This window comes from Opitutus sp. ER46 (assembly GCF_003054705.1).
GTDB lineage: Bacteria > Verrucomicrobiota > Verrucomicrobiia > Opitutales > Opitutaceae > ER46.
On sequence record NZ_QAYX01000011.1, the window covers coordinates 38,764 to 58,689 of the forward strand.

The 19,926-nt window shown below is 67.0% G+C and carries 9 protein-coding genes; 3 read left to right on the top strand and 6 right to left on the bottom strand.

Features of this window, described 5'->3' with window-relative positions; translation table 11 throughout:
• The first annotated feature begins 251 nt into the window (after positions 1-251).
• Complete coding sequence (locus tag DB354_RS00505; RefSeq protein ID WP_158277299.1) at positions 252-6,044, top strand: hypothetical protein; 5,793 nt, start codon at positions 252-254, stop codon at positions 6,042-6,044.
• Positions 6,045-6,253: 209 nt separating this feature from the next.
• Here the strand turns inward: DB354_RS00505 and DB354_RS00510 are convergent, their stop codons facing one another.
• The 5 genes from DB354_RS00510 to DB354_RS00530 all read right to left on the bottom strand — a co-directional run bounded on the left by DB354_RS00510 (position 6,254) and on the right by DB354_RS00530 (position 13,270).
• Positions 6,254-7,339 (bottom strand): hypothetical protein, encoded by a 1,086-nt coding sequence (locus DB354_RS00510; RefSeq protein WP_107833475.1) that lies wholly within the window; start codon positions 7,337-7,339, stop codon positions 6,254-6,256.
• A 232-nt stretch (positions 7,340-7,571) separates the two neighbouring features.
• Entirely contained in the window at positions 7,572-9,023 is a 1,452-nt protein-coding gene (locus DB354_RS00515) for an MFS transporter (RefSeq protein ID WP_107833476.1), read from the bottom strand.
• A gap of 24 nt (positions 9,024-9,047) precedes the next feature.
• Positions 9,048-10,478: a glucuronate isomerase gene (gene uxaC, locus DB354_RS00520; RefSeq protein WP_107833477.1), complete on the bottom strand. Its 1,431-nt coding sequence runs from the start codon at positions 10,476-10,478 to the stop codon at positions 9,048-9,050.
• A gap of 138 nt (positions 10,479-10,616) precedes the next feature.
• Positions 10,617-12,470, bottom strand: coding sequence for a tagaturonate epimerase family protein (locus DB354_RS00525; protein ID WP_107833478.1), 1,854 nt, complete (start codon positions 12,468-12,470; stop codon positions 10,617-10,619).
• 302 nt (positions 12,471-12,772) lie between these two features.
• Complete coding sequence (locus tag DB354_RS00530) at positions 12,773-13,270, bottom strand: hypothetical protein (RefSeq protein ID WP_107833479.1); 498 nt, start codon at positions 13,268-13,270, stop codon at positions 12,773-12,775.
• A gap of 177 nt (positions 13,271-13,447) precedes the next feature.
• Here DB354_RS00530 and DB354_RS00535 point away from each other — a divergent pair, with 177 nt between their 5' ends.
• Together DB354_RS00535 and DB354_RS00540 are read left to right on the top strand one after the other, a co-directional pair.
• Positions 13,448-15,934 (top strand): prolyl oligopeptidase family serine peptidase, encoded by a 2,487-nt coding sequence (locus DB354_RS00535; RefSeq protein WP_107833480.1) that lies wholly within the window; start codon positions 13,448-13,450, stop codon positions 15,932-15,934.
• Between the two features lie 552 nt (positions 15,935-16,486).
• Complete coding sequence (locus DB354_RS00540) at positions 16,487-18,835, top strand: Tex family protein (protein WP_107833481.1); 2,349 nt, start codon at positions 16,487-16,489, stop codon at positions 18,833-18,835.
• Positions 18,836-19,116: 281 nt separating this feature from the next.
• Here DB354_RS00540 and DB354_RS00545 read toward each other — a convergent pair whose 3' ends face one another.
• Positions 19,117-19,869, bottom strand: coding sequence for a TerC family protein (locus tag DB354_RS00545; protein ID WP_107833482.1), 753 nt, complete (start codon positions 19,867-19,869; stop codon positions 19,117-19,119).
• Positions 19,870-19,926 lie beyond the last annotated feature (57 nt).

A 19,926-nucleotide genomic window follows, 5' to 3' on the forward strand; every position in this document is an offset into this window, starting at 1 on the left:
CCGCCTGCCTTGTCGGGCTCTTATCGATTCCCATGCTGATCGCCCTGCCTTCGGCCGGCTTTTTGTCGCCTCATCTGCTCGCGGTTGGAACACCCTGTCTTCCCTCTGGCTGACACCCCGCTTGCCTTCATCCGACCCACGCCCCAACCTCGCGCCTTTCCACTCTGTTTTTCGTTCTCTCCTCCATGCTCCTCGCTCCGTCTCCCCGCGGTCTTCTGCGGCATTTGCACTTGGCTTGCCTTGCCCTGACCGTGGCCACCGCCGCGGCTTTCGGCCAGACCTACACCCCTACCGCCGCCGATGGCTTCGATCCCAATGTCGACGGTAACGTGTACGCGCTCGCCCGGCAGGGCGACGGCAAGATCATCGTCGCCGGTCAATTTGCCAACTTCACGCCCAACGGCGGCGTCACCTGGCCACGCCACAACCTCGCGCGCCTCAACACCGACGGCACCCTCGACGCCAATTTCAATCCCGACGTCAACGGCGCCGTCCGTGCGGTCGCCATCGAGTCCGACGGCCAGATCGTCATCGTCGGCGATTTCACGACCGTCGGCGGCGAGAGCCACAAGCGCGTCGCCCGCATCAATGCCAACGGCACGGTCGACTCCTCCTTCAAAGCCGGCATCGGCGAGAGCCTGACCGACACGATCAAGCCCACCCCACAGGCCTTCGCACTCGCGCTGCAGGCCACCGACGGCGCCATCGTCGTCGGCGGCAGCTTCGGTTCGGCGCAGGGCGCCGACGGCGTCTGGGTCGCCCGCAAGAACATCGTCCGCTTCACCGCCGCCGGCGCGGTCGACGCCACCTACAACCCCGGGATCAACGGCATCGTCCTCGCGCTCGCGCTCCATGTGGACAACAAGATCATCGTCGGCGGCAACTTCACGCAGATCAGCGCTCCCGAAGCCACCACGCGCCTCCGCGTCGCCCGGCTGAATCCCAACGGCACCGTCGATTCCGAGTTCGACCCGAAGGCCAACGACGGCGTCACCACCATCGCCATCCAGCGCGACGGTAAGATTCTGCTCGGCGGTTACTTCACCACGCTGCAGCCGATCACCGACACGTCGGCCATGACCCGCAACCGGATCGGCCGACTGAACGCCGACGGCTCCCTCGACTCCGAGTTTCACCCGACCATCGGCGGCCAGGTCACCACCATCGCCGTCACCCCCGACGGCTCCATCCTCGTCGGCGGCCGATTCTCCCAGGTCATCGGCGCCAGCGACACCGTCTCGACCACGCCGTTCGCGGCCAAGCTGAGCGACGCTGGCGTCGTCGACGAAAGCTTCTATCCGGGCCTCAACTCCGAGGTTTCGGCGTTCGCGGTGCAGGATGACGGCAAGATCATCATCGGCGGCTACTTCACCCGCGCGCAGCCGACCGGCCTGACGGTTCCGCTCACGCGCAATCACCTTGCCCGCGTGCTGCCCAACGGCGCGCTCGACACCGCCTTCCAGCTCGACGAGGGCGGCCGCGTGCTCGCCTCCATCGTGCAGGAAGACGGCAAGATCGTCATCGGCGGCTCCTTCACCAGCGTCGGCGGCGTGCCCCGGGCCTACATCGCCCGCCTCAACACCGACGGTTCGCTCGACACCACCTACAACCCCGAGCTCAACGGCCGCGTCTACACGATGGCCTACCAGAACGGGAGCAAGGAGAACAAGGTGATCATCGGCGGCTCGTTCACCACGGTCGGCGACGATGATCGCATGAATCTCGCCCGGCTGAATGCCAACGGCACGGTCGACTCCGAGTTCAACGTCAAGGTCGACGGCTCCGTCGCCGCCATCACCGTCCAGAGCGACGGCAAGATCCTGATCGGCGGCGCCTTTGCCAAGATCGATGTCTTCGGCACCGACAGCGAGGACCCGGTCGCCCGTGCGAACATCGCCCGGCTTACCAACGACGGGAAACTCGACACCACCTTCAACCCGACCACCAACTCGACGGTCACGGGCATCGCGCTGCAGACGAACCAGCAGATCATCATCGTTGGCGGCTTCACCCAGCTGCAGCCCGGCGCCACCGGCACGGTCTACACGCGCTCCCGCATCGCCCGCCTCAATGCCGACGGCACCCTCGACACGGCGTACAATCCGAACGCGAGCAGCGATATCTTCGCCGTCGTGCTCCAGTCTGATGGCAAGGCCATCGTCGGCGGCCGGTTCCAGGCGTTCCTCCCGAACTCCGAGACTGAGATCACCTATCGCAACTACCTCGCCCGGCTTAACACCGACGGGTCTGTCGACTCCACCTACGATCCGAACCCGAACGGCATGGTCTTCGCCCTCGCGCTCCAGCCCGACGGCAAGCTGCTCATGGGTGGCGCGTTCACCACGCTCGAACCGAAGAAGCCGACCGCGGCCACCGATTGGACCCTCCGCAAGTACTTCGCCCGGCTCAACGCCGACGGCACCATCGACACGACGCTGAACCTCGACCTCACCGAACAGCTCGGGGGCCGCGTCGAAACGATCACCGCCCTCCAGGGCAACAGCTTCGTCCTCGGCGGCACGTTTGTGGACCTCAAGCCCACCGGCAGCACCGCCCGCGTCCTCCGTCATCACTTCGCGAAGATCACCTCGACGGGCACGCTCGACCCGTTCAATCCCGGCGCCGGTGGCTCCGTCTCCGGCACGATCAACTCGATCGTCGTCCAGACCGACGGGAAGATCATGGTCGGCGGCCAGTTCAGCGACCTCGGCGGCGCGACCAGCACCAACATCGCCCGCTTCAATCCCGAAGGTTCGGCCGACAGCACGTTCAACACCGCTCTGAGCACGAACACCGCGGGCACCGTCAACGCCCTGGCCGTCCGCGCCAACGGCCTGATCTCGCCCACCCAGCTCGGCGGCTTCGCCTGGCTCGAAAGCTCGGGCAACCTCCGCACCAGCTTCAATCCCGACCCCGCCGTCGTGAAGCTCGAGGGCCGCATCAACGCCGTCATCGAGACCGGCGGAAAGATCATCGTCGCCGGCACGTTCACCGACCTGCGCAACAACGCGCCGGACAACATCGCCCGCTTCAACCTCGACGGCTCGCTCGACACCACCTTCAAGCCGGCGGTCGACGGCGGCATTTACGACCTGGCGCTCCAGAGCGACGGCAAGATCATCATCGCCGGCGCGTTCACCACCGTCGGCGAAATCACCCGCCGGTACGTCGCCCGCCTCGACCCGACCACGGGCGCCCCCGACAGCTTCGATCCGAGCCCTGACGCCTCCGTCAACGCGGTCATCATCCAAAACGACGGCGCCGTCGTCCTCGGCGGCTCATTCACCTCGCTGACGCCGAACAGCGCCACCGATGCCACCACCCGCGCGTACATCGCGCGCGTCTCCTCTTCCGGCACCGTGCAGGACTACAACCCGACGCTCAACGGCGCGGTCAACTCCCTGGCGCTCCAGACCGACGGCAAGATCATCGCCGGCGGCAGCTTCACCACTGCGCAGCCGAACTCGGCCAGCAGCACCACCGAGCGCAACTACATCGCTCGCTTCAATACCGACGGCACCCTCGATTCGAACTTCGATCCGAGTCCGGATGGCGTCGTCAACGCCATCGTCGTCCAACCGTGGGACCAGTTCATCCTCATCGGCGGCGCGTTCAGCAAAGTGAGCAGCCAGGAGCACCTCGGCCTCGCTCGTCTGGGCAGCGACGGCACCGCGCTCTCCAGCTTTGTCCCCGCCACCAACGGCACCGTCGCCGCGATCGGCCTCCAATCCGACCGGTCGATCCTGATCGCCGGCTACTTCACCACCGTCACGGAGAACGGCAGCGAAACCGAGATCGCCCGCAACCACCTGGCGCGCTTCTCGGAGACCGGCGCGCTCGATTCGACGTACAATCCCGACATCGCCGGCAATGTCCTGAACGTCTTCGTGCGCAGCGACAATTCCGCCTTCATCGGCGGTCCGTTCGACAACCTCCACCCGAAGGGCGTCGTCCTGGTTGGCGGCAGCTTCACCACCATCGGCGGTCTGCCGACGGCAAACCTCGCCCAGCTCAACGGCGACGGCTCGGTCAACTCCACCTTCCAGCCCGCCCCCGACGGCGCCGTCCAGGCCTTGGTCACGCGGCCGGACGGCAGCTTCCTCGTGGGCGGCACGTTCACCCGCATCGCCGGCGCCGCCCGCAACGGCCTCGCCCGCTTCAATGATGCGAGCGAACTGGATACCGCCTTCAATCCCAGCCTCACCAACGGCGTCGTTTCGCTCGCGGTGCAGGCCGACAACAAGATCCTCGTCGGCACCGGCGGTCTCACCGGGCTCATCCGGCTTAACGCCGATGGCTCCCGCGACGCCGGGTTCAGCGCCCCGGCCTTCGTTCCCGCGATGGCAATTGCCGTCCAACCCGACGGCAAGATCGTCGTCGCCGGCGCGGGCAGCGGCATCCCCGCCCGAGTCGTCCGGCTCAACGCCGACGGCTCGCTCGACGCCACGTTCACCGCGGCCAATGTCACCGGCTCGGTGCGGACGCTCGCACTCCAGACCGACGGCAAGATCGTCGTCGCCGGCGATTTCACCGCCATTGGCGGCCAGGCCTACGCGAATCTCGCCCGGCTCCAGGCCAATGGCAGCGTCGACGCGACCTTCAACCCGGGCGTGAACGGCGCCGTCACCGCCCTGGCGCTCCAGAGCGACGGCCGCCTGATGCTCGGCGGCAAGTTCACCGCCATCGGCACGATGCAGCGGTATGCGCTCGCTCGAATCGGCAACACCGAGGCCGCCCGCCAGACGCTCGGCGTGCTGAGCGATCGCACCACGGTTTCGTGGCAGCGCGCCGGCACCTCCGGCCAGCTCACCGGCGTCACCTTCGAGCTCTCGAGCGACAACGAGACCTGGTCCATCCTCGGCGCCGGCACGCGCGTCGCCGGGACGAACACCTGGCAGCTCACAAATGCCAGCCTGCCCGCGTCCACGACCTTCTACCTGCGGGCCCGCGGCATTGCGCCGACCTCCAGCGGCACCTCGGCCGGCGTGTACGAGAGCGCGCGCGTCCTGAACTTCGCCAGCCCCGTTGCCGGCATCTCCCTGCCGATCGATCCCGTCGTCTCGACGTCGACGTGGGACGAAACCCACTTGGTCTGGTCGTTTGACCCGGTCACGGGCCTCCTCCAGGTCGTCGACAGCTACACCGGCGCGGTCGTCGATTCGAGCCGCACCGGCGTGCTCGGTCGCGCGAGCTCCTTCCCGACCACGGGCACCCGCGGCCAGCTCGCCAACCTCTCGACCCGCGGCTTTGTCACCCCCGCCAACCCGGTCATCGGCGGCCTCACGATCAGCGGCTCGGCTCCCCGCACCGTCCTGATCCGCGCCGCCGGCCCGACGCTGACGGTCTTCGGCATCACGAAGTACCTCAAGCAGCCGCACCTGCTCCTCTACAAGGGCAGCACCGTGATCGCGGAGAACAGCGGCTGGGCTCCCGAGCTCAGCGAGGTCTTCACCCGCACCGGCGCGTTTGGCTTCCTGCCGGGTAGCACCGACTCGGCCTTCGTCACCACCCTCGAGCCCGGCAGCTATACCTACATGGTGGTCGACGGTGAAGCGGGTGGTACCGGCGGCGAGACGCTCATCGAGGTCTACGACGTCAACGAGCTCAGCGACACGAGCGCCCGCCTCACCAATCTCTCCAGCCGGGGCATGATCTCCTCGGGCTCCTATCTCATCGGCGGCATGTACGTGGCCGGCAGCACCTCCCGCACTGTCCTGATCCGCGGCGTCGGCCCCGGTCTCAAGAAGTTCGGCCTCACGGACATCATCGAGAATCCGGTCATCACCGTGTACGACGCGGCCGGTAACGTCGTCGTCACCAATGACGACTGGCAGGTCAGCCAGCAGCCCACCATTCCCGAGCTCGACTACGGCGCCGCCATCCGCGCCGCGGGCGACAGCGTCAGTGCCTTCGCCTTCGACGCTGGCAGCAAGGACGCCGGACTCGTGGTCACGCTGCCCGCCGGTGGCTACACGGTCATCCTGAAGGCCGCTGACGGCACCGACACCGGTGAGGCGATGATCGAGCTCTACGAGCTGCCCTGATCCGGCGTCGCGCTTCTCTCTTGGCGGGGTCCTGCGGGACCCCGCTTTTTTTGCCCGCAATCGGCGCGGCCGATCAAACGGCCGGTCGCCCGCGGACCACCTGCCTTGAGCTAGGCTCATTGGCCGCGCCACGACGGCGCCGAAGAAATCATCCGACCTGGCGGCGGTGCAGGATCGTCGCCCACGCCCCGGAATTTCCAAACGTGCCGCTATGGCTGACGGCTGGCCGGCGCGCAGGCATCCAGCTCGATCTCGAAGAGCAGGTCGTCGCGGCAGATGTCGCAGTGCACGTACACCGCCGGCAGCGCGAGATCATGACGTTCCTGCCACTTCTCCAGCGCCGCAGCATCGAGCGGGTACTTGAAGTATGCTGTCGCCCGCGTCACGTCCGCCCACTGCATCCGGCGACTCGTCAGGATCGCCTTCACCACTTCCATCGTGGTGTCGACCTGCCGCTCGATATCACCCAACCACAGCGAGTGGCCCTCCGGGGCGATGCTCGCGGTGCCGGAAACCAGCAACCGGCGCACGCCGCCAGAGGCGATCTCCATCGCGCGGCTGAACGAGCTGCCGTACTGCAGCGCCGTGCATTGCAGCGGCGACGCCACGTCCGTCACGCGCGCCTTGCCATCGAGGGGCTGGACCGCCCAGGCCGCGAGCGCCAGGGCCGCGCCCATCGGATTGCGCGCCTCCACGCCCGTGCTCGCCGGCACGGCGCCACTGCGGAACGGCCGCTCCGAATAGTACGCCGTGCGCACCCGGTTGAAGGTGTCGTACCAGTCCAGCAACTTCTCGTTGTAGAACCAGGTGCGCGCGATGTCCGCGAACTCGAAGTCACAATGCTCGAAGGCCTCGCGCAGGTTCTCGAAGGTTTGCTGCGCCTGGAGATCACGGCCCGCCGCCGCATCATCCGGCCCGAGCCCCGCCATGAGGCAGTGCCGGCAGTCGCGATCGGCGTACATGGTCCCGACCACCCGCCCCTTGACCAGCACGCGCTCGACCTCGGTGTCGTGCACCGCGAACGCCTGCACGCCGGCGAGCAACGCGCCGTTGCAGCTCCGGCCCTCCACCCAGAGCACCGGCCAGTCGATCGAGCCCAGGTACCGGCGCATGATGCGCGTGGTCTGCTCGCGCGCCGCGACATCGCCATAGATGAACAGCGCGACGATGGTGCCGTCCCGCTGCATCAACTGCGTCGCCAACTGGCTGAATACGGAGTCGACCGAGGCCCGCGGTCCGGCCGGCACGGTGACGACAAAGAGGGGATCCGCGGTGAGGGACGCGGGGTTGGTCACGGGAGAAAGCACGTTAGGCATAACCCGAGTGACGCCCGCCGCGCCGCCTGATTACCGCGCAAGGCATGCGGAGTTTCCCCTATCAGTCGCGGCGATCGACCGCATCAGCGCGCCCCGCCCGAGCGCGCCCCCCTTGGCCGCGGGCGATTGAGGAGCGGTGACAGGGCAAAAAAGCGCCCGGTGGCGGTTGCCACCGGGCGCGAAAGGACGACCGCGCTCGCGGTACCCTGGCTTACAGGCCCTCGATCTTCCGGAACTTCGGCACCAGGAGGTGCATGAGGATCCAGGCGGTGATGTAGGCCGAGCCGCACACGATGAAGAGGATGCCGTAGCCGACCTCGACCTTGCCGAGCTGGGTGAAGTGTTTCAGCAGCAGACCCGCGGCCTGGGCGATGAGGATGCCGCCCGCGGCACCCGCCATGCCGCCGATGCCTGTGACGGAAGCCACGGCCTTCTTCGGGAACATGTCGGACACGGTCGTGAAGATGTTCGCCGACCACGCCTGGTGCGCGGAGCACGCGATGGCGATCGTCGCGACGGCATACCACGTATTGATCTGGCCGAGACGCGAGGCCGCGAGCACGGTCAGCGGCAGGAGGGCATAGAGGAACATCGCGAGCTTGCGCGCCTTGTTGGCATCCATGCCGTGGTTGATGAAATACTTCGGCAGCCAGCCGCCGAGGATCGAGCCGAAGGTCGATACGGTGTACACCACGGCGACCGCCAGCGGCCAGCTGATGATGCCGGGGATGTCGGTCGATGCGCCGGTGTAATCCGGATGCGCGGCCATGTACTCCTTGACCTTGCGGGCATTCTCGCCGCCGAGGAAGGCCGGCAGCCAGAAGAGGTAGAACCACCAGACCGGATCGGTCAGGAACTTGCCGAAGAAGAACGCCCAGGTCTGGCGGAAGGTGAGCAGCTTGAACCAGGAGATCTTGGCCTGCGCGCCCGGCGCCGCCTCCACCTTCTGTTCATCGGCATCGCTGTGAATGTAGTCGTACTCCGCCTGCTTGAGGTGGCCGGTCTTCAGCTTGTCCGCCGGGGATGCGTACATCGTGTACCAGAAAGCCAGCCAGAGCAGGCCCACCGCACCGGTCAGAATGAACGCCCACTCCCAGCCCCAGTGAGAGGCAATCCACGGCACGCACAGCGGCGCCACGATCGCGCCCACGTTCGCACCCGAGTTGTACAGACCCGTGGCATAGGCGCGTTCCTTCTTCGGGAACCATTCGGCCATCGTCTTGTTCGCCGCCGGGAAATTGCCCGACTCGGTGATGCCGAGCATCGCGCGCCAGAAGCCGAAGCTCCAGGTGTGGTGGCCGAACGCATGGCCGATCGCCGCGAGGCTCCAGCCGATCAGCGAGGCCGCGTAGCCCTGCTTCGTCCCGACCTTGTCGATGAACCGGCCCGCCGCGAGCATGCCGAGCGCGTACGCGACCTGAAAGCTGGTCACGACATTGGCGTACATCACCTCCTGGTTGGCCTTGTCCTCGCCGAACACGCCGCTGTCGGACAGCGTCTGCTTCAGCAACCCGAGCACATTGCGATCGAGGTAGTTGATGGTGGTCGCAAAGAACACCAGCGCGCAGATCGTCCACCGGTAGTGGCCGATCTTTTCATTGATCTGGTTGAACCGGCTCGCGGCGCCGGTGCCGGGGGAATTCGTACTCGGGTCAGGACTCATGGAGTGGTTTTTTGGAGGGGTGAATCAGGCCGAGTACTTCGCGTCGAGTTCGAGGCGGAAGTACTCGCGGGCATTCGCAAAGCAGATGTTCTTCACCATCCCGCCAACCAGCTTCAGGTCGTTCGGGATCTCACCCCGCGCCATGTCGGCGCCGAGCAGGTTGCAGAGCACCCGGCGGAAATACTCGTGGCGCGGATAGCTCACGAAGCTGCGCGAATCCGTCAGCATGCCGACGAAACGCGAGAGCAGGCCGAGGTTGGAGAGCGTGTTGATTTGCCACTCCATCGCCTCCTTCTGGTCGAGGAACCACCAGCCGCTGCCGTACTGCAGCTTGCCGGGCACCGTGCCGTCCTGAAAGTTGCCGATCATCGTGCCGAACATGTAATTGTCGGCCGGATTCAGGTTGTAGATGATCGTGCGCGGCAGCTCGTTCGTGGAATCGAGCGTATTGAGGTAGCGCGAGAGCGCGACCGCCTGCGGGAAGTCGCCGATCGAGTCGAAGCCGGTGTCGGGCCCGAGCTTGCCCAGCAGCCGGGCGTTGTTGTTGCGCAGCGCGCCGAGGTGCAGCTGCTTCGTCCAGCCCCGCGCCGCATCCCAGCGGCCGAACTCGAACATCAGGAACGAGCCGTAGCGCGCGGCCTCGTCCGGCGCGGCCGCCTTGCCCGCGCGCGCCGCGTCGAACACCGCCCGTGCCTGCGCCAGCGTGCAGGGCTCGGACAACGCGTTCTCCAACCCGTGATCCGAGAGCCGGCAGCCCGCCGCGTGAAAATCGTCGTGCCGTTTCTTGAGCGCGGTCACCAAGTCGTCGAAGGACTTGATCGTCGTGTTCGCGGCGGCGGCGAGCTTCTCCACCCAGGGGTTAAACACCGCGGGATTGCCCACCATCAGCGCCTTGTCCGGGCGATACGCCGGATAAACGCGCGTCTTCATCTTGCCCGGGTTCTTTCGGATCTGCGCGTGCGTCTCGAGCGAGTCCGCCGGGTCGTCCGTCGTGCAGACAACGGCGACGTTGGACTTCGTGAGGAGGTCCTGCGTGCGCAGCTTCGGCAGCTTGGCGTTGGCCTTCTTCCAGATGCGCTCGGCTGACTTGCCGTCGAGGAGCTCGTCGATCCCGAAGTACCGCTTCAGCTCGAGATGCGTCCAGTGGTACAGCGGGTTGCGCAGCGTGTGCGGGACGGTTTCGGCCCAGGCCTGGAACTTCTCGCGCGGCGAGGCGTTGCCCGTGGCGTAGCGCTCATCGACGCCGTTGGTGCGCATCGCCCGCCACTTGTAGTGGTCGCCGCCCAGCCAGAGCTCGGCGAGGTCCGCGAACTCATGGTTCTCGGCGATCAGGTGCTGCGAGAGATGGCAGTGATAGTCGAAGATCGGCTCGTTCTCGGCGTACCGGTGGTACAGCTCACGCGCCTGCTTCGTGCTCAGGAGGAAATCGTCGTGGATGAAGGAGGTCTTGGCCATGGTCGGAAGAGGTTCAGGGTCGGCTCGCGCCCGTCGGGGCCGGGACCGCGAGACCCGGCCAGACGAGCAAAGCACCTTCGGCGTTGCTCGCGCCGCTTAAAACCGTGCCGCGCCTGGAGGTATTAGGCGCGGCGGGGATCACTTGGAGATGTCGTTCAGCATCTCGTTGAGCGACGTGTAGCGCTCAAGCAGCCGCTCGGCGGCGGCACAGGTCTCGTGCGACGCCAGCGCGGTGTTGCGCGCCAGGAAGATGATGTAACGCGCGATGTTCTTTGCGAAGTTCAGGCGGCCCTCCTCGCTGATGCTGTAGAAGCGGGCGCGCTGCTGGTAACCCGCCGGCGTGTGATCGCCGAGCGCGGCCTTCTCCGCCCGGCCGCCGCCGGCCAGCACATAGAGGAAGTTGTATTCGAACCAGAACATGTGCTCCGGGCTCGGCGTCAGCGACTCGAGCGCCGCGCGCGTGACCGTCGGGCTGCCAAAGACATCCGTGCCTTTGCCGGCCTTGCCGAGCGCGTCGGTGATGAACACCCGCGCCATTTTCTGCTCGGTCGGGTCGGTGCTGAACGCGCCGGCCTGGGCCAGCTCCAGCGTGAACTTGTACCAGTCGCGCCACAGCGCCTGGTCCGCCGCGTTCTTCGAGGCGAACAGCGCGCGGCCCATCTCGTACGTGTACCGACCGCTGGTCTTGATCTCGAGCCGGCCGCCCGTCACCTGGCCCATCACCTGGTAGTTCTCCGCCGATTTGCCGGAGCCCGAGTGGAACCCGATGCTGGCGTCGAACTTCCGGCACACCGCCCACTGCTTCTCGATCAGCGCGCGCAGGGCGTTGTTGTCAGGATACGGCATGTTCTTCTGGAAGCCGAATGCCGGCGCCACGAAGTTGATGTGCATCCCCAGCTCTTCGCAGAGCGACAGCATGATCGCCGTTGTCTCGGGCGTGGTCAGGCCGGGCAGTTCGTCGATCGAAAGCTCGCGCAGGTAGGTCCGACCGGCCGGCGTCGTGAACAGCCGCGCCCGCGCCGCGGCGTACTTCGCGTCGCGCCGCTTCATCTTCTCCACCGCGGGCCAGACGTAGGCGAGGAGCTTGGCCGCCTCGGCGTCGTTGACCGTCAGGCCGGCCGCTTTCACGCGCGCCTTCACCTTGGCCACGAGGTCCGCCGGCACGTTGGCCTTCACCCATGCCTCGGCGTCCGCCGGGACCTTTGTCTGCGCCAGCTCCGGCGAGAGATCGAAGGTGATGTAGCTCGCCAGCACGCAGCCGTTCACCAGCGCGTCCTCGCGGACGTCAAACTTGCCGCCGATCGGCTGGTGGTCGGCGTTGAAGCTCCAGGCGACGCCGCGGTGATGAAAGCCGGTCTTCAGCTTCGCCATCACGCAACCGTGGCTCATGCCTTCGACGCTCTGGCCCTGGTGGCCTTCCGGCACATTGGTGCCAATGAACGGGAACGGCACGGTGTCCAGCTTGCCGCCCAGCATCACGTCCACGTCGTACACGAGTTCGCGCGGGATCGAGTTCTGGTTGGCGGTGACGCCCAGGTTCAGCGCGCTCATCGCCCAGTCCACCGCGGGCCAGTGCAGCGTCGTGAAACGCGCGCCGATGCCCAGCGTGCTCTGGCCCAGCTTGGCGCCGGCCGTCGGGAAAATCGTACTCTGCGGATTGTGCTCCTGGATCAGGTTCTTGAGCTGGAGCAGGTTCGCGAACGTCGCCGGGAAGGCGAACGCCCCGCCCGGCAGCGCCACGCCGTCGGCGAGGACCATCGCGCTCGCGCCCGGGCCCTCCAGCCGCCAGGCGCAGTCGCCGTGCGCGTTTTCAAGGAGAGTCCAGGACCCTGCCTTGGTTTCAAAGCGGCTCTTCGCGTACGCCTTGACCGAGGCGCCGGAAGTGAGTTCGCGGCGAAGCTCGGGCCAGTCCAGGCAGAAGTCGGGGCTAACACAGGGATTCGTCGCGATCCGCAGATTGTTTTTGAGAAGAAACGCGTTGATCGAGGACATGGGGTTTCGCGTGAAAGTCTGAGTGCCGCACATTCCCTGTCGGCTGACAAGCCTCCGATTCGGACTCGTGTCCGCACGCGCGGCGCGCGCAAAAAAACGCCCGCCTCTCCCCCCGTCAGGCCGGTACGACCAAGCACCCGCAGCCTGGGCCCTCCCCGATGCGACGTTGATATCGTTGACCATGGCCGAGCGCGGCACCCAGCGCGTGAACGCGACGTTCGAGGACTTCGCGTCGAGTTGACGCAGCCCTGGCCTTCTCCACCGCCGCAGCTGGTGGCGTTCGAGCCGTCAGCGAGCCTCGCTCAGTGCTCCCACTTGTCCTGCGCGTCGCGGACAAGCTGGCTGAGCACCCCAAACCGTACTTCACCGTAATTCAGCGCGTAGCGCAGCGTGCCACCCCGGTAGATCCAGGTTGTCGGCAACCACGTCACGGGCTGGCCGAGGAAGTGGGTCATCCGGTCCGCTTTCTTCCGCGAGGTGTTCGGGTGCATCAACAGCTGGAAGTTTGGCTGCGCGCCGACGCCCTGCTTCTCCAGCAGCGCGCGGCCGTCCTCCTCCTTGCCCGCCCACACCGTTACGAAAATCACCTTCACGTCCGGATTCGCCGTCAGAAACGCCGGCCAGCCTTCCGGCTTCAGCTCGGCCGTGCAGTTCGGACACCACGGCGCCCAGAGATGCACGATCGTCACCGTCGGCGCCTTCACCGCCTCGGCCACCTGCTGCTCGACCGGCGACGGCTCACCCGCCCACGCCGCACTCGTGATGACGCCCAAGCCGACCAGCCACGGAAGGAGTTTCATGCCGCGCACCGTAGGGCTCCCGGCGCGGCATGCAACCGCGCGCCCGCACCCCGCCCTCCCTCCGCCCGCGCCCCATGATCCTGGTTGCATCGCGCCATTGCGCCCGCCGCCACAACCGCCAGCGTCGGGATCTCCCTCGCGGTGCCCGGCGCCCCCGCGCCACCGCCGCCTCAATGTATGCACCCCGTCGCCTCCACTCCTTCCTCCGCACTCCGCGCCACCCTCATCGCCCTCGCGTGCGCCACGCTCTGCCCCGACGCCGCCCTCCGCGCCGCGCCCAAACCCGGCGTCGACCTGCCGGTCCCGGCCATCAAGACCGCCCCCGCGACGATGGAGACGCTCCTCGATTCGCACCGGTTCGAGGACCTCTTCGCGCCTTTCCGCACCGACACCGTGGCGCTCTCTCCAGACGGCAAGCTGCTCGCCTACACCGTACACGAAAAGGACGAGCTCTACGTCTGCATCCTCCCCATCGACGCGCCCAAGGAACTCATGGCGCGCCTCCTCGTCCTCACCGACGAACTCGCCACGCCCATGATGCAGGCCCGCTCGGGCGAAAACACGCCCGCCCGCCTGCGCTGGCTTTGCTGGGTCACACCGACGCGCCTCGTCTTCGAAACCAACCGCGTCTTCCCGTACACCCGGAAGAGCGGCGACTGGGCCAACGCCAGCGGCGAGATCATCGCCGTCGACGCCGACGGCAAGAATCCCCGCTCGCTTGCCAACCCGCGTGCCATCCGCCGGCCGTTCGAGAACCGCGTCAACAGTCCGACCGCGTCCGCGCTCGCCGCCGAAGCCGCCGCCCCCGCCCCATCCATCGACGATCCGCTGGCCAACATCCGCACCCAGAAGAACGAGCTGATGGACATCGACGAGTCCCGCGGCGGTGAACCCGCCACGCTGCGCGTCATCGGCCTCCACCCCACCGCGGCCGACCAGATTCTCCTCCGCACCGAGGGCCGCACGTTCAAGGTGTACGAGGCCAACGTCCTCACCGGTGAAATCCGCCAGCGGAGCGAGGAGACGTCCGTGCCCAACACGCTCACGTTGCTCGATCGCCTCGGCCGCCCGCGCGTCAGCGTCGTCACCTCCTTCCGCGCCGCCTTCCCCCGCACGTTCGTGCTCGAGCCAGCCACCCTCACCGGCCAGCGCCGCGCACTCAGCGAGCAGACCGAGGTCCCCGGCTTCGCCATCGCCCCGGAGTCCTACTTCGGCACGCGCGCCGTCCCGCTCGGCTTCGACGACAATCCCGACATTCTTTACTACGCGTCCAACGTCGGCCGCGACACCTACGGTTTCTACGCGCTCGACCTGACCACCGGCAAACGCACGATCCGCGCGATCGAGACGCCCGCCTTCGATCTCTACCGTCCCCAGCCGGGCACGTTCGGCGACGCCGGCGCGTTCGGGTACCAGGGTGAAGCCACCGGCGGCTCGTCCTCCAGCAACGGCACCGATCCGTTCGCCGCCGCGCTCGCCGCTGCCGCCGGCGACGCCGACGATCCCGATCCCAACCGGCCCGGCTCGCCCGACCTCGTCCATGACCGCTACCGCCACACCCTCGCCGGGATTCGTTTCGAGGGGCTGTCCCGCTCCGCCGTATGGCTCGTGCCCGAGCTCCGCGTCGTCCAGGGCTGGCTCGCCACCAACCTCCCGGGCCAGACCGCCGAGATCATCGACTGGGACCAGGCCATGGAACGCGTGCTCGTCCTCGTGCGCCGCGCCACCGACGCCGGCGCCTACCACCTCCTCGATCTCAAGCAGAAGAAGTTCATGCAGTTCGTCCGCCGCGCGCCCGCGCTCGACGAGAACGCGATGGCCGCAACCACCCCGTTTGTCCTGCCCTTGGCCGACGGCACCCGCATCGAGGGCGTGCTCTCCCTGCCCCGCGAAACCCGGCTCAAACCCGTCCCGCTCGCCGTGCTCTGCCCCACGTGGCCGTGGGAATTGCGCGGCACCGAGTACTCGCGCGACTTCGACGTCCTCGCCCGCATGGGCATCGCCGTCGTGCAGTTCAACGGTCGCGGCATCTGGGGCGGCGGCCTGCGCCAGCGTGCCGCGCTCAAGGCCGGTTACGAGGAGGCGCAGATCGCGGACATCGTCGCCGTCGTGCAATTCCTCGCCGCCCGCCACGGCGTGAGCAACAAGCGCGTCGCCCTCGTCGGCCGCGGCCACGGCGGCTTCGTCGCCCTGCGCGCGCTGCAGCTCCACCCCGGCGTGTTTCGCTGCGCCGTCACGCTCGACGCCCTCGTCGACCTCGGGGCCTGGCTCGAAACCTCCGACCGCGACCAGGCCTCGTTCGGCGCCGCGCTGACGCGCGAGATGCTCGGCGACGCCGCGCGCCTCAAGGCCGCGCCGCTCGTGCGGCACCCCGAAATGATCCGTGGGCCCGTGTTCTCGCTCGCGTATCGCGGCGACACCCCCGCGCAAAAATCACTCTTCCTCGCGAACAAGCACCTCAACTCCTCCGTCGCGAATCACGTCGAGGGCACCGAGTTCTTTGAACTCGAACCCGATCACGCCGCGATGTTGCCCAAGGCCGTCGCGGACCAGTGGCGGCGGATCGAACTCTTTCTCAATAACAGCCTCTACAACTACCGCGTGGATGTCGGCTCCGACCAGATCTTGCCCGACGCACCCGATTCAACCGCGCCGCGCAAATAGCCGCGATCTTCTGCCGCCGCGCGCCTGGATTCGTCTTCGTCTATTCAGTTCCCCGCGCGCCGCTGCTTTTGTTTTCGACGCCGGCGAAACCAAAAGATCCCGACATTATCGCAGGAGTATCCGGACATTATCCCCGAGTATCTGGATATTATTCGTCAACCCATTGCGGTTAGGTGTTTTATAATTGCAGCCCTCGAACCCTCCCGATCGTCCGCTAACGCTCCCGCAAAAACGGGAAGGCGACGAGGCGTCGAGGTTACCGAGCGAATATGGGTGGATCACGCGCAACGTGTAGTAGGCGCGCGAGTGCGCAGCCCTCCGGGGCGTGGCTTTAGGCGGTAAGCGATCGGCTTTAGGCTCGGAACCTTCGGACTTGGAACCTTCCAACGTGTAACAGGGGCGCGAGTGCCCCTGACGCTCACCGCCTACCGCCGATCGCTTACCGCTTACCGCCTAAAGCCCCGCGCCCCAGAGGGGCGCGGCCGGGGCGCGGCCAAAGGCGATTTCGACCTTGCGCGACCGCCCACACGCGGTGTGCTCGACCCCTTTCGTATGTCCGCTGTCGCCACCTCGGCTTCTGCCTCGCAACCGAATCCTGATCACGTTCTCCGGCTCGCCGGCGAACTAAACATCAAGGTGTTCCAGATCGCGGCCACCGCGCAGCTCCTCGCCGAGGGCGCCACGGTCCCGTTCATCGCCCGCTACCGCAAGGAGGCCACCGGCGAACTCGACGAGGTCCAGGTCACCGCCATCCGCGACCGGCTGGAACAGCTCCGCGCGATCGATGATCGCCGCGCCGCCATCCTCGCCTCCCTCAAGGAGCGCAACCTCCTCACGCCCGAGCTCGAGAAGGCCATCAACGCCGCCGATTCCCTCACCGCCCTCGAGGATATCTACCTGCCTTTCCGCCCCAAGAAGCGCACCCGCGCCACCATCGCCAAGGAGAAGGGCCTCGAGCCCCTCGCCGACCTGCTGTTCGCCCAGGATCCCGCGACCGACGTCACCGCCGCTGCCCAGGCGTACGTGGGTCGCGAATACGTCGCCGACGACGGCAAGAAGCAGACGTCCAAGATCGAGAACCTCGAGGAGGCCCTCGCCGGTGCCCGCGACATCATCGCCGAGCGCGTCAGTGACGACAAAGACGCCCGCGCTCGCCTCCGCGCCGTGTACCAGAAGGACGCCGTGGTCTCCTCCAAGGTCATGCTCGGCAAGGAAAACGATGCCGAGGCCGCCAAGTTCAAGGACTACTTCGAATGGAGCGAGCCGCTCGCCAAGGCGCCCTCCCACCGCATCCTTGCGATGCGCCGCGGCGAAAAGGAGATGTTCCTCATGATGCGCGTGCAGCTTCCCGACGAGGCCACCGCGTTCGCCACGGTCCAGAATCTCTTCGTCAAGGCCAAGTGCCCCGCCGCCGACCAGGTCGCCCTCGCCGTCCAGGACGCCTGCAAGCGCCTGCTCGGGCCCGCGATGGAAACCGAGATGCGGCTCGAGTCCAAGAAGCGCGCCGACGAGGCCGCCATCCGCGTCTTCACCGACAATCTCCGCGAGCTCCTCCTCGCCGCCCCGCTCGGCCAGCGCGCCGTCCTCGCCATCGACCCGGGCTTCCGCACCGGCTGCAAGGTCGTCCTCCTCGACCGCCAGGGTAAGCTCCTCCACAACGACGTCGTCTATCCCGACCGCGAGGCCGCCGAGGCCAAGGAGAAGCTCACGGGCTTCGTGAAGTTCTTCAACGTCGAGGCCATCGCCATCGGCAACGGCACCGCCGGTCGCGAGACCGAGGCCTTCGTCCGCGCCCTCGGCCTGCCCGGCTCGATCCCGATCGTCATGGTCAACGAGTCCGGCGCCTCGATCTACTCCGCCAGCGAGGTCGCCCGCGAGGAGTTCCCCGACCACGACATCACCGTCCGCGGCGCGGTCTCCATCGGCCGCCGGCTCATGGATCCGCTCGCCGAGCTCGTGAAGCTCGATCCGAAATCCATCGGCGTCGGCCAATACCAGCACGACGTCGAGCAGACCGCCCTCAAGCGCTCGCTTGACGACACCGTCGTCAGCGCCGTCAACGGCGTCGGCGTCGAGCTCAACACCGCCTCCAAGCAGCTCCTCAGCTACGTATCCGGCCTCAACGCCGCCGTCGCCGCTGCGATCGTCGCCCGCCGCAACGAGAAGGGCCCGTTCAAGTCCCGCGCCGAGCTGAAGGAAGTGCCGCGGCTCGGCCCGAAGGCCTTCGAACAGGCCGCCGGCTTCCTGCGCATCCGCGACAGCTCCCACCCGCTCGACGCCAGCGCCGTGCACCCGGAGCGTTACGCGCTCGTCGAGAAGATGGCCGCCGACATCGGCGCCACCGTCGACGACCTCATCCGCGACGCCAAGCTGCGCGCCAAGATCAAGCTCGAGACCTACGTCACCGCCGAGGTCGGTCTGCCGACGCTGACAGATATCATGGCCGAGCTCGCCAAGCCGGGCCGCGACCCGCGCCAGAAATTCGAGGCGTTCAGCTTCGCCGAGGGCATCAACAAGCCCACCGACCTCAAGCCGGGCATGAAGCTGCCGGGCATCGTCACCAACGTCACCGCCTTCGGCGCGTTCGTGGATATCGGCGTGCACCAGGACGGCCTCGTCCACGTCAGCCAGCTCGCGGACACCTTTGTGAAGGAGCCGGCCGCCGTCGTGAAGCCGGGCCAGAAGGTCATGGTCACCGTCACCGAGGTCGACCTGGCCCGAAACCGCATCGCGCTCTCCATGCGCAGCAAGCCCGAGATCGGCCCGAAGAATCCCTCCGGCGCCCGCTCCCCGGGCGGCCCGCGCCCCGGCGGCTCCGCGCGCCCGAGCGCCCCCGCCCCCCGCGCCCCGCAATCGCTCACCGGCGACTGGTTCAGCCAGGCGATGAACAAAAAGCGATAGGCGATAGGCGGTAAGCGATAGGCTTCCGGTGCCTGGGCTGAAGCCCAGCACCGGCCCCCTTCCACGGGCGCCGTCCCGTGGTCAGGAATTCTGCCGGTGCACCGACACCCACGCGCAGCAACGACGCGCCCGCCGCCAGCCACAGGCATACGAAACTCGACGCCCATCCCCACTTCCGTCCCCTCCCGCCCCGCCGGTGCCTGGGCTAAAGCCCAGCACCAGCCCCCTTCCACGGGCGCCGTCCCGTGTTTTAGGAATTTTGCCGGCCGCCGGCAAAATTCCTAACGGTAGGGCTGGTGCAGCTCGACGGGCTTCTGCGTTTTCTGCTTCGCGCGGATCCGCAGGTTCAGCATCTCGACGCCAAACGCGAAGGCCATGGAGAAGTAGATGTAGCCCTTCGGGATGTGCTGGTGCAGCCCTTCCGCGACGAGCGTCACGCCGATCAGGATCAGAAAACTCAGCGCCAGCATCTTCAGCGTCGGGTGCCGGTTCACAAAGTCGCCGATCGATTTGGCGAACGCGAGCATCACGCCGAGCGCAATGATCACCGCCGAGATCATCACCCAGAGGTTGTTCGCCATGCCCACCGCCGTGATCACGGAGTCCAGCGAGAACACGATATCGAGGAGCAGGATTTGGGTCACCACGCCGGCCATGGTCACGCGCGTCTTCGCGTTCACCACGTGCCCGTCGTCGTCCTCCAGCTTCTCGTGTACCTCCTTCACGCTCTTCCAGATCAGGAAGAGACCGCCGAGCAGGAGCACGAGGTCGCGCCCCGAGATGACTTGGTCCACCACCGGCAGCGTGAACAGCGGCGCCGTCAGTTTCATGATCCAGGTCAGGCTCATCAGGAGTAGGATCCGGGTGACGAGCGCCAGCATGAGGCCGGTCTTCCGCGCCTTGTCCTGCTGCTCGGCCGGCAGCTTGCCGGCGAGAATCGAGATGAAGATCACGTTGTCGATGCCGAGCACGATCTCGAGCGCCGTCAGCGTGAGCAGTGAAATCCAAATCTGGGGATCAGTAAGCCAGTCCATGCGCGGCCAAGGAACGGACTGAGCCCGGTCCGTCAAACCACGCTGGGCTGGAAATTT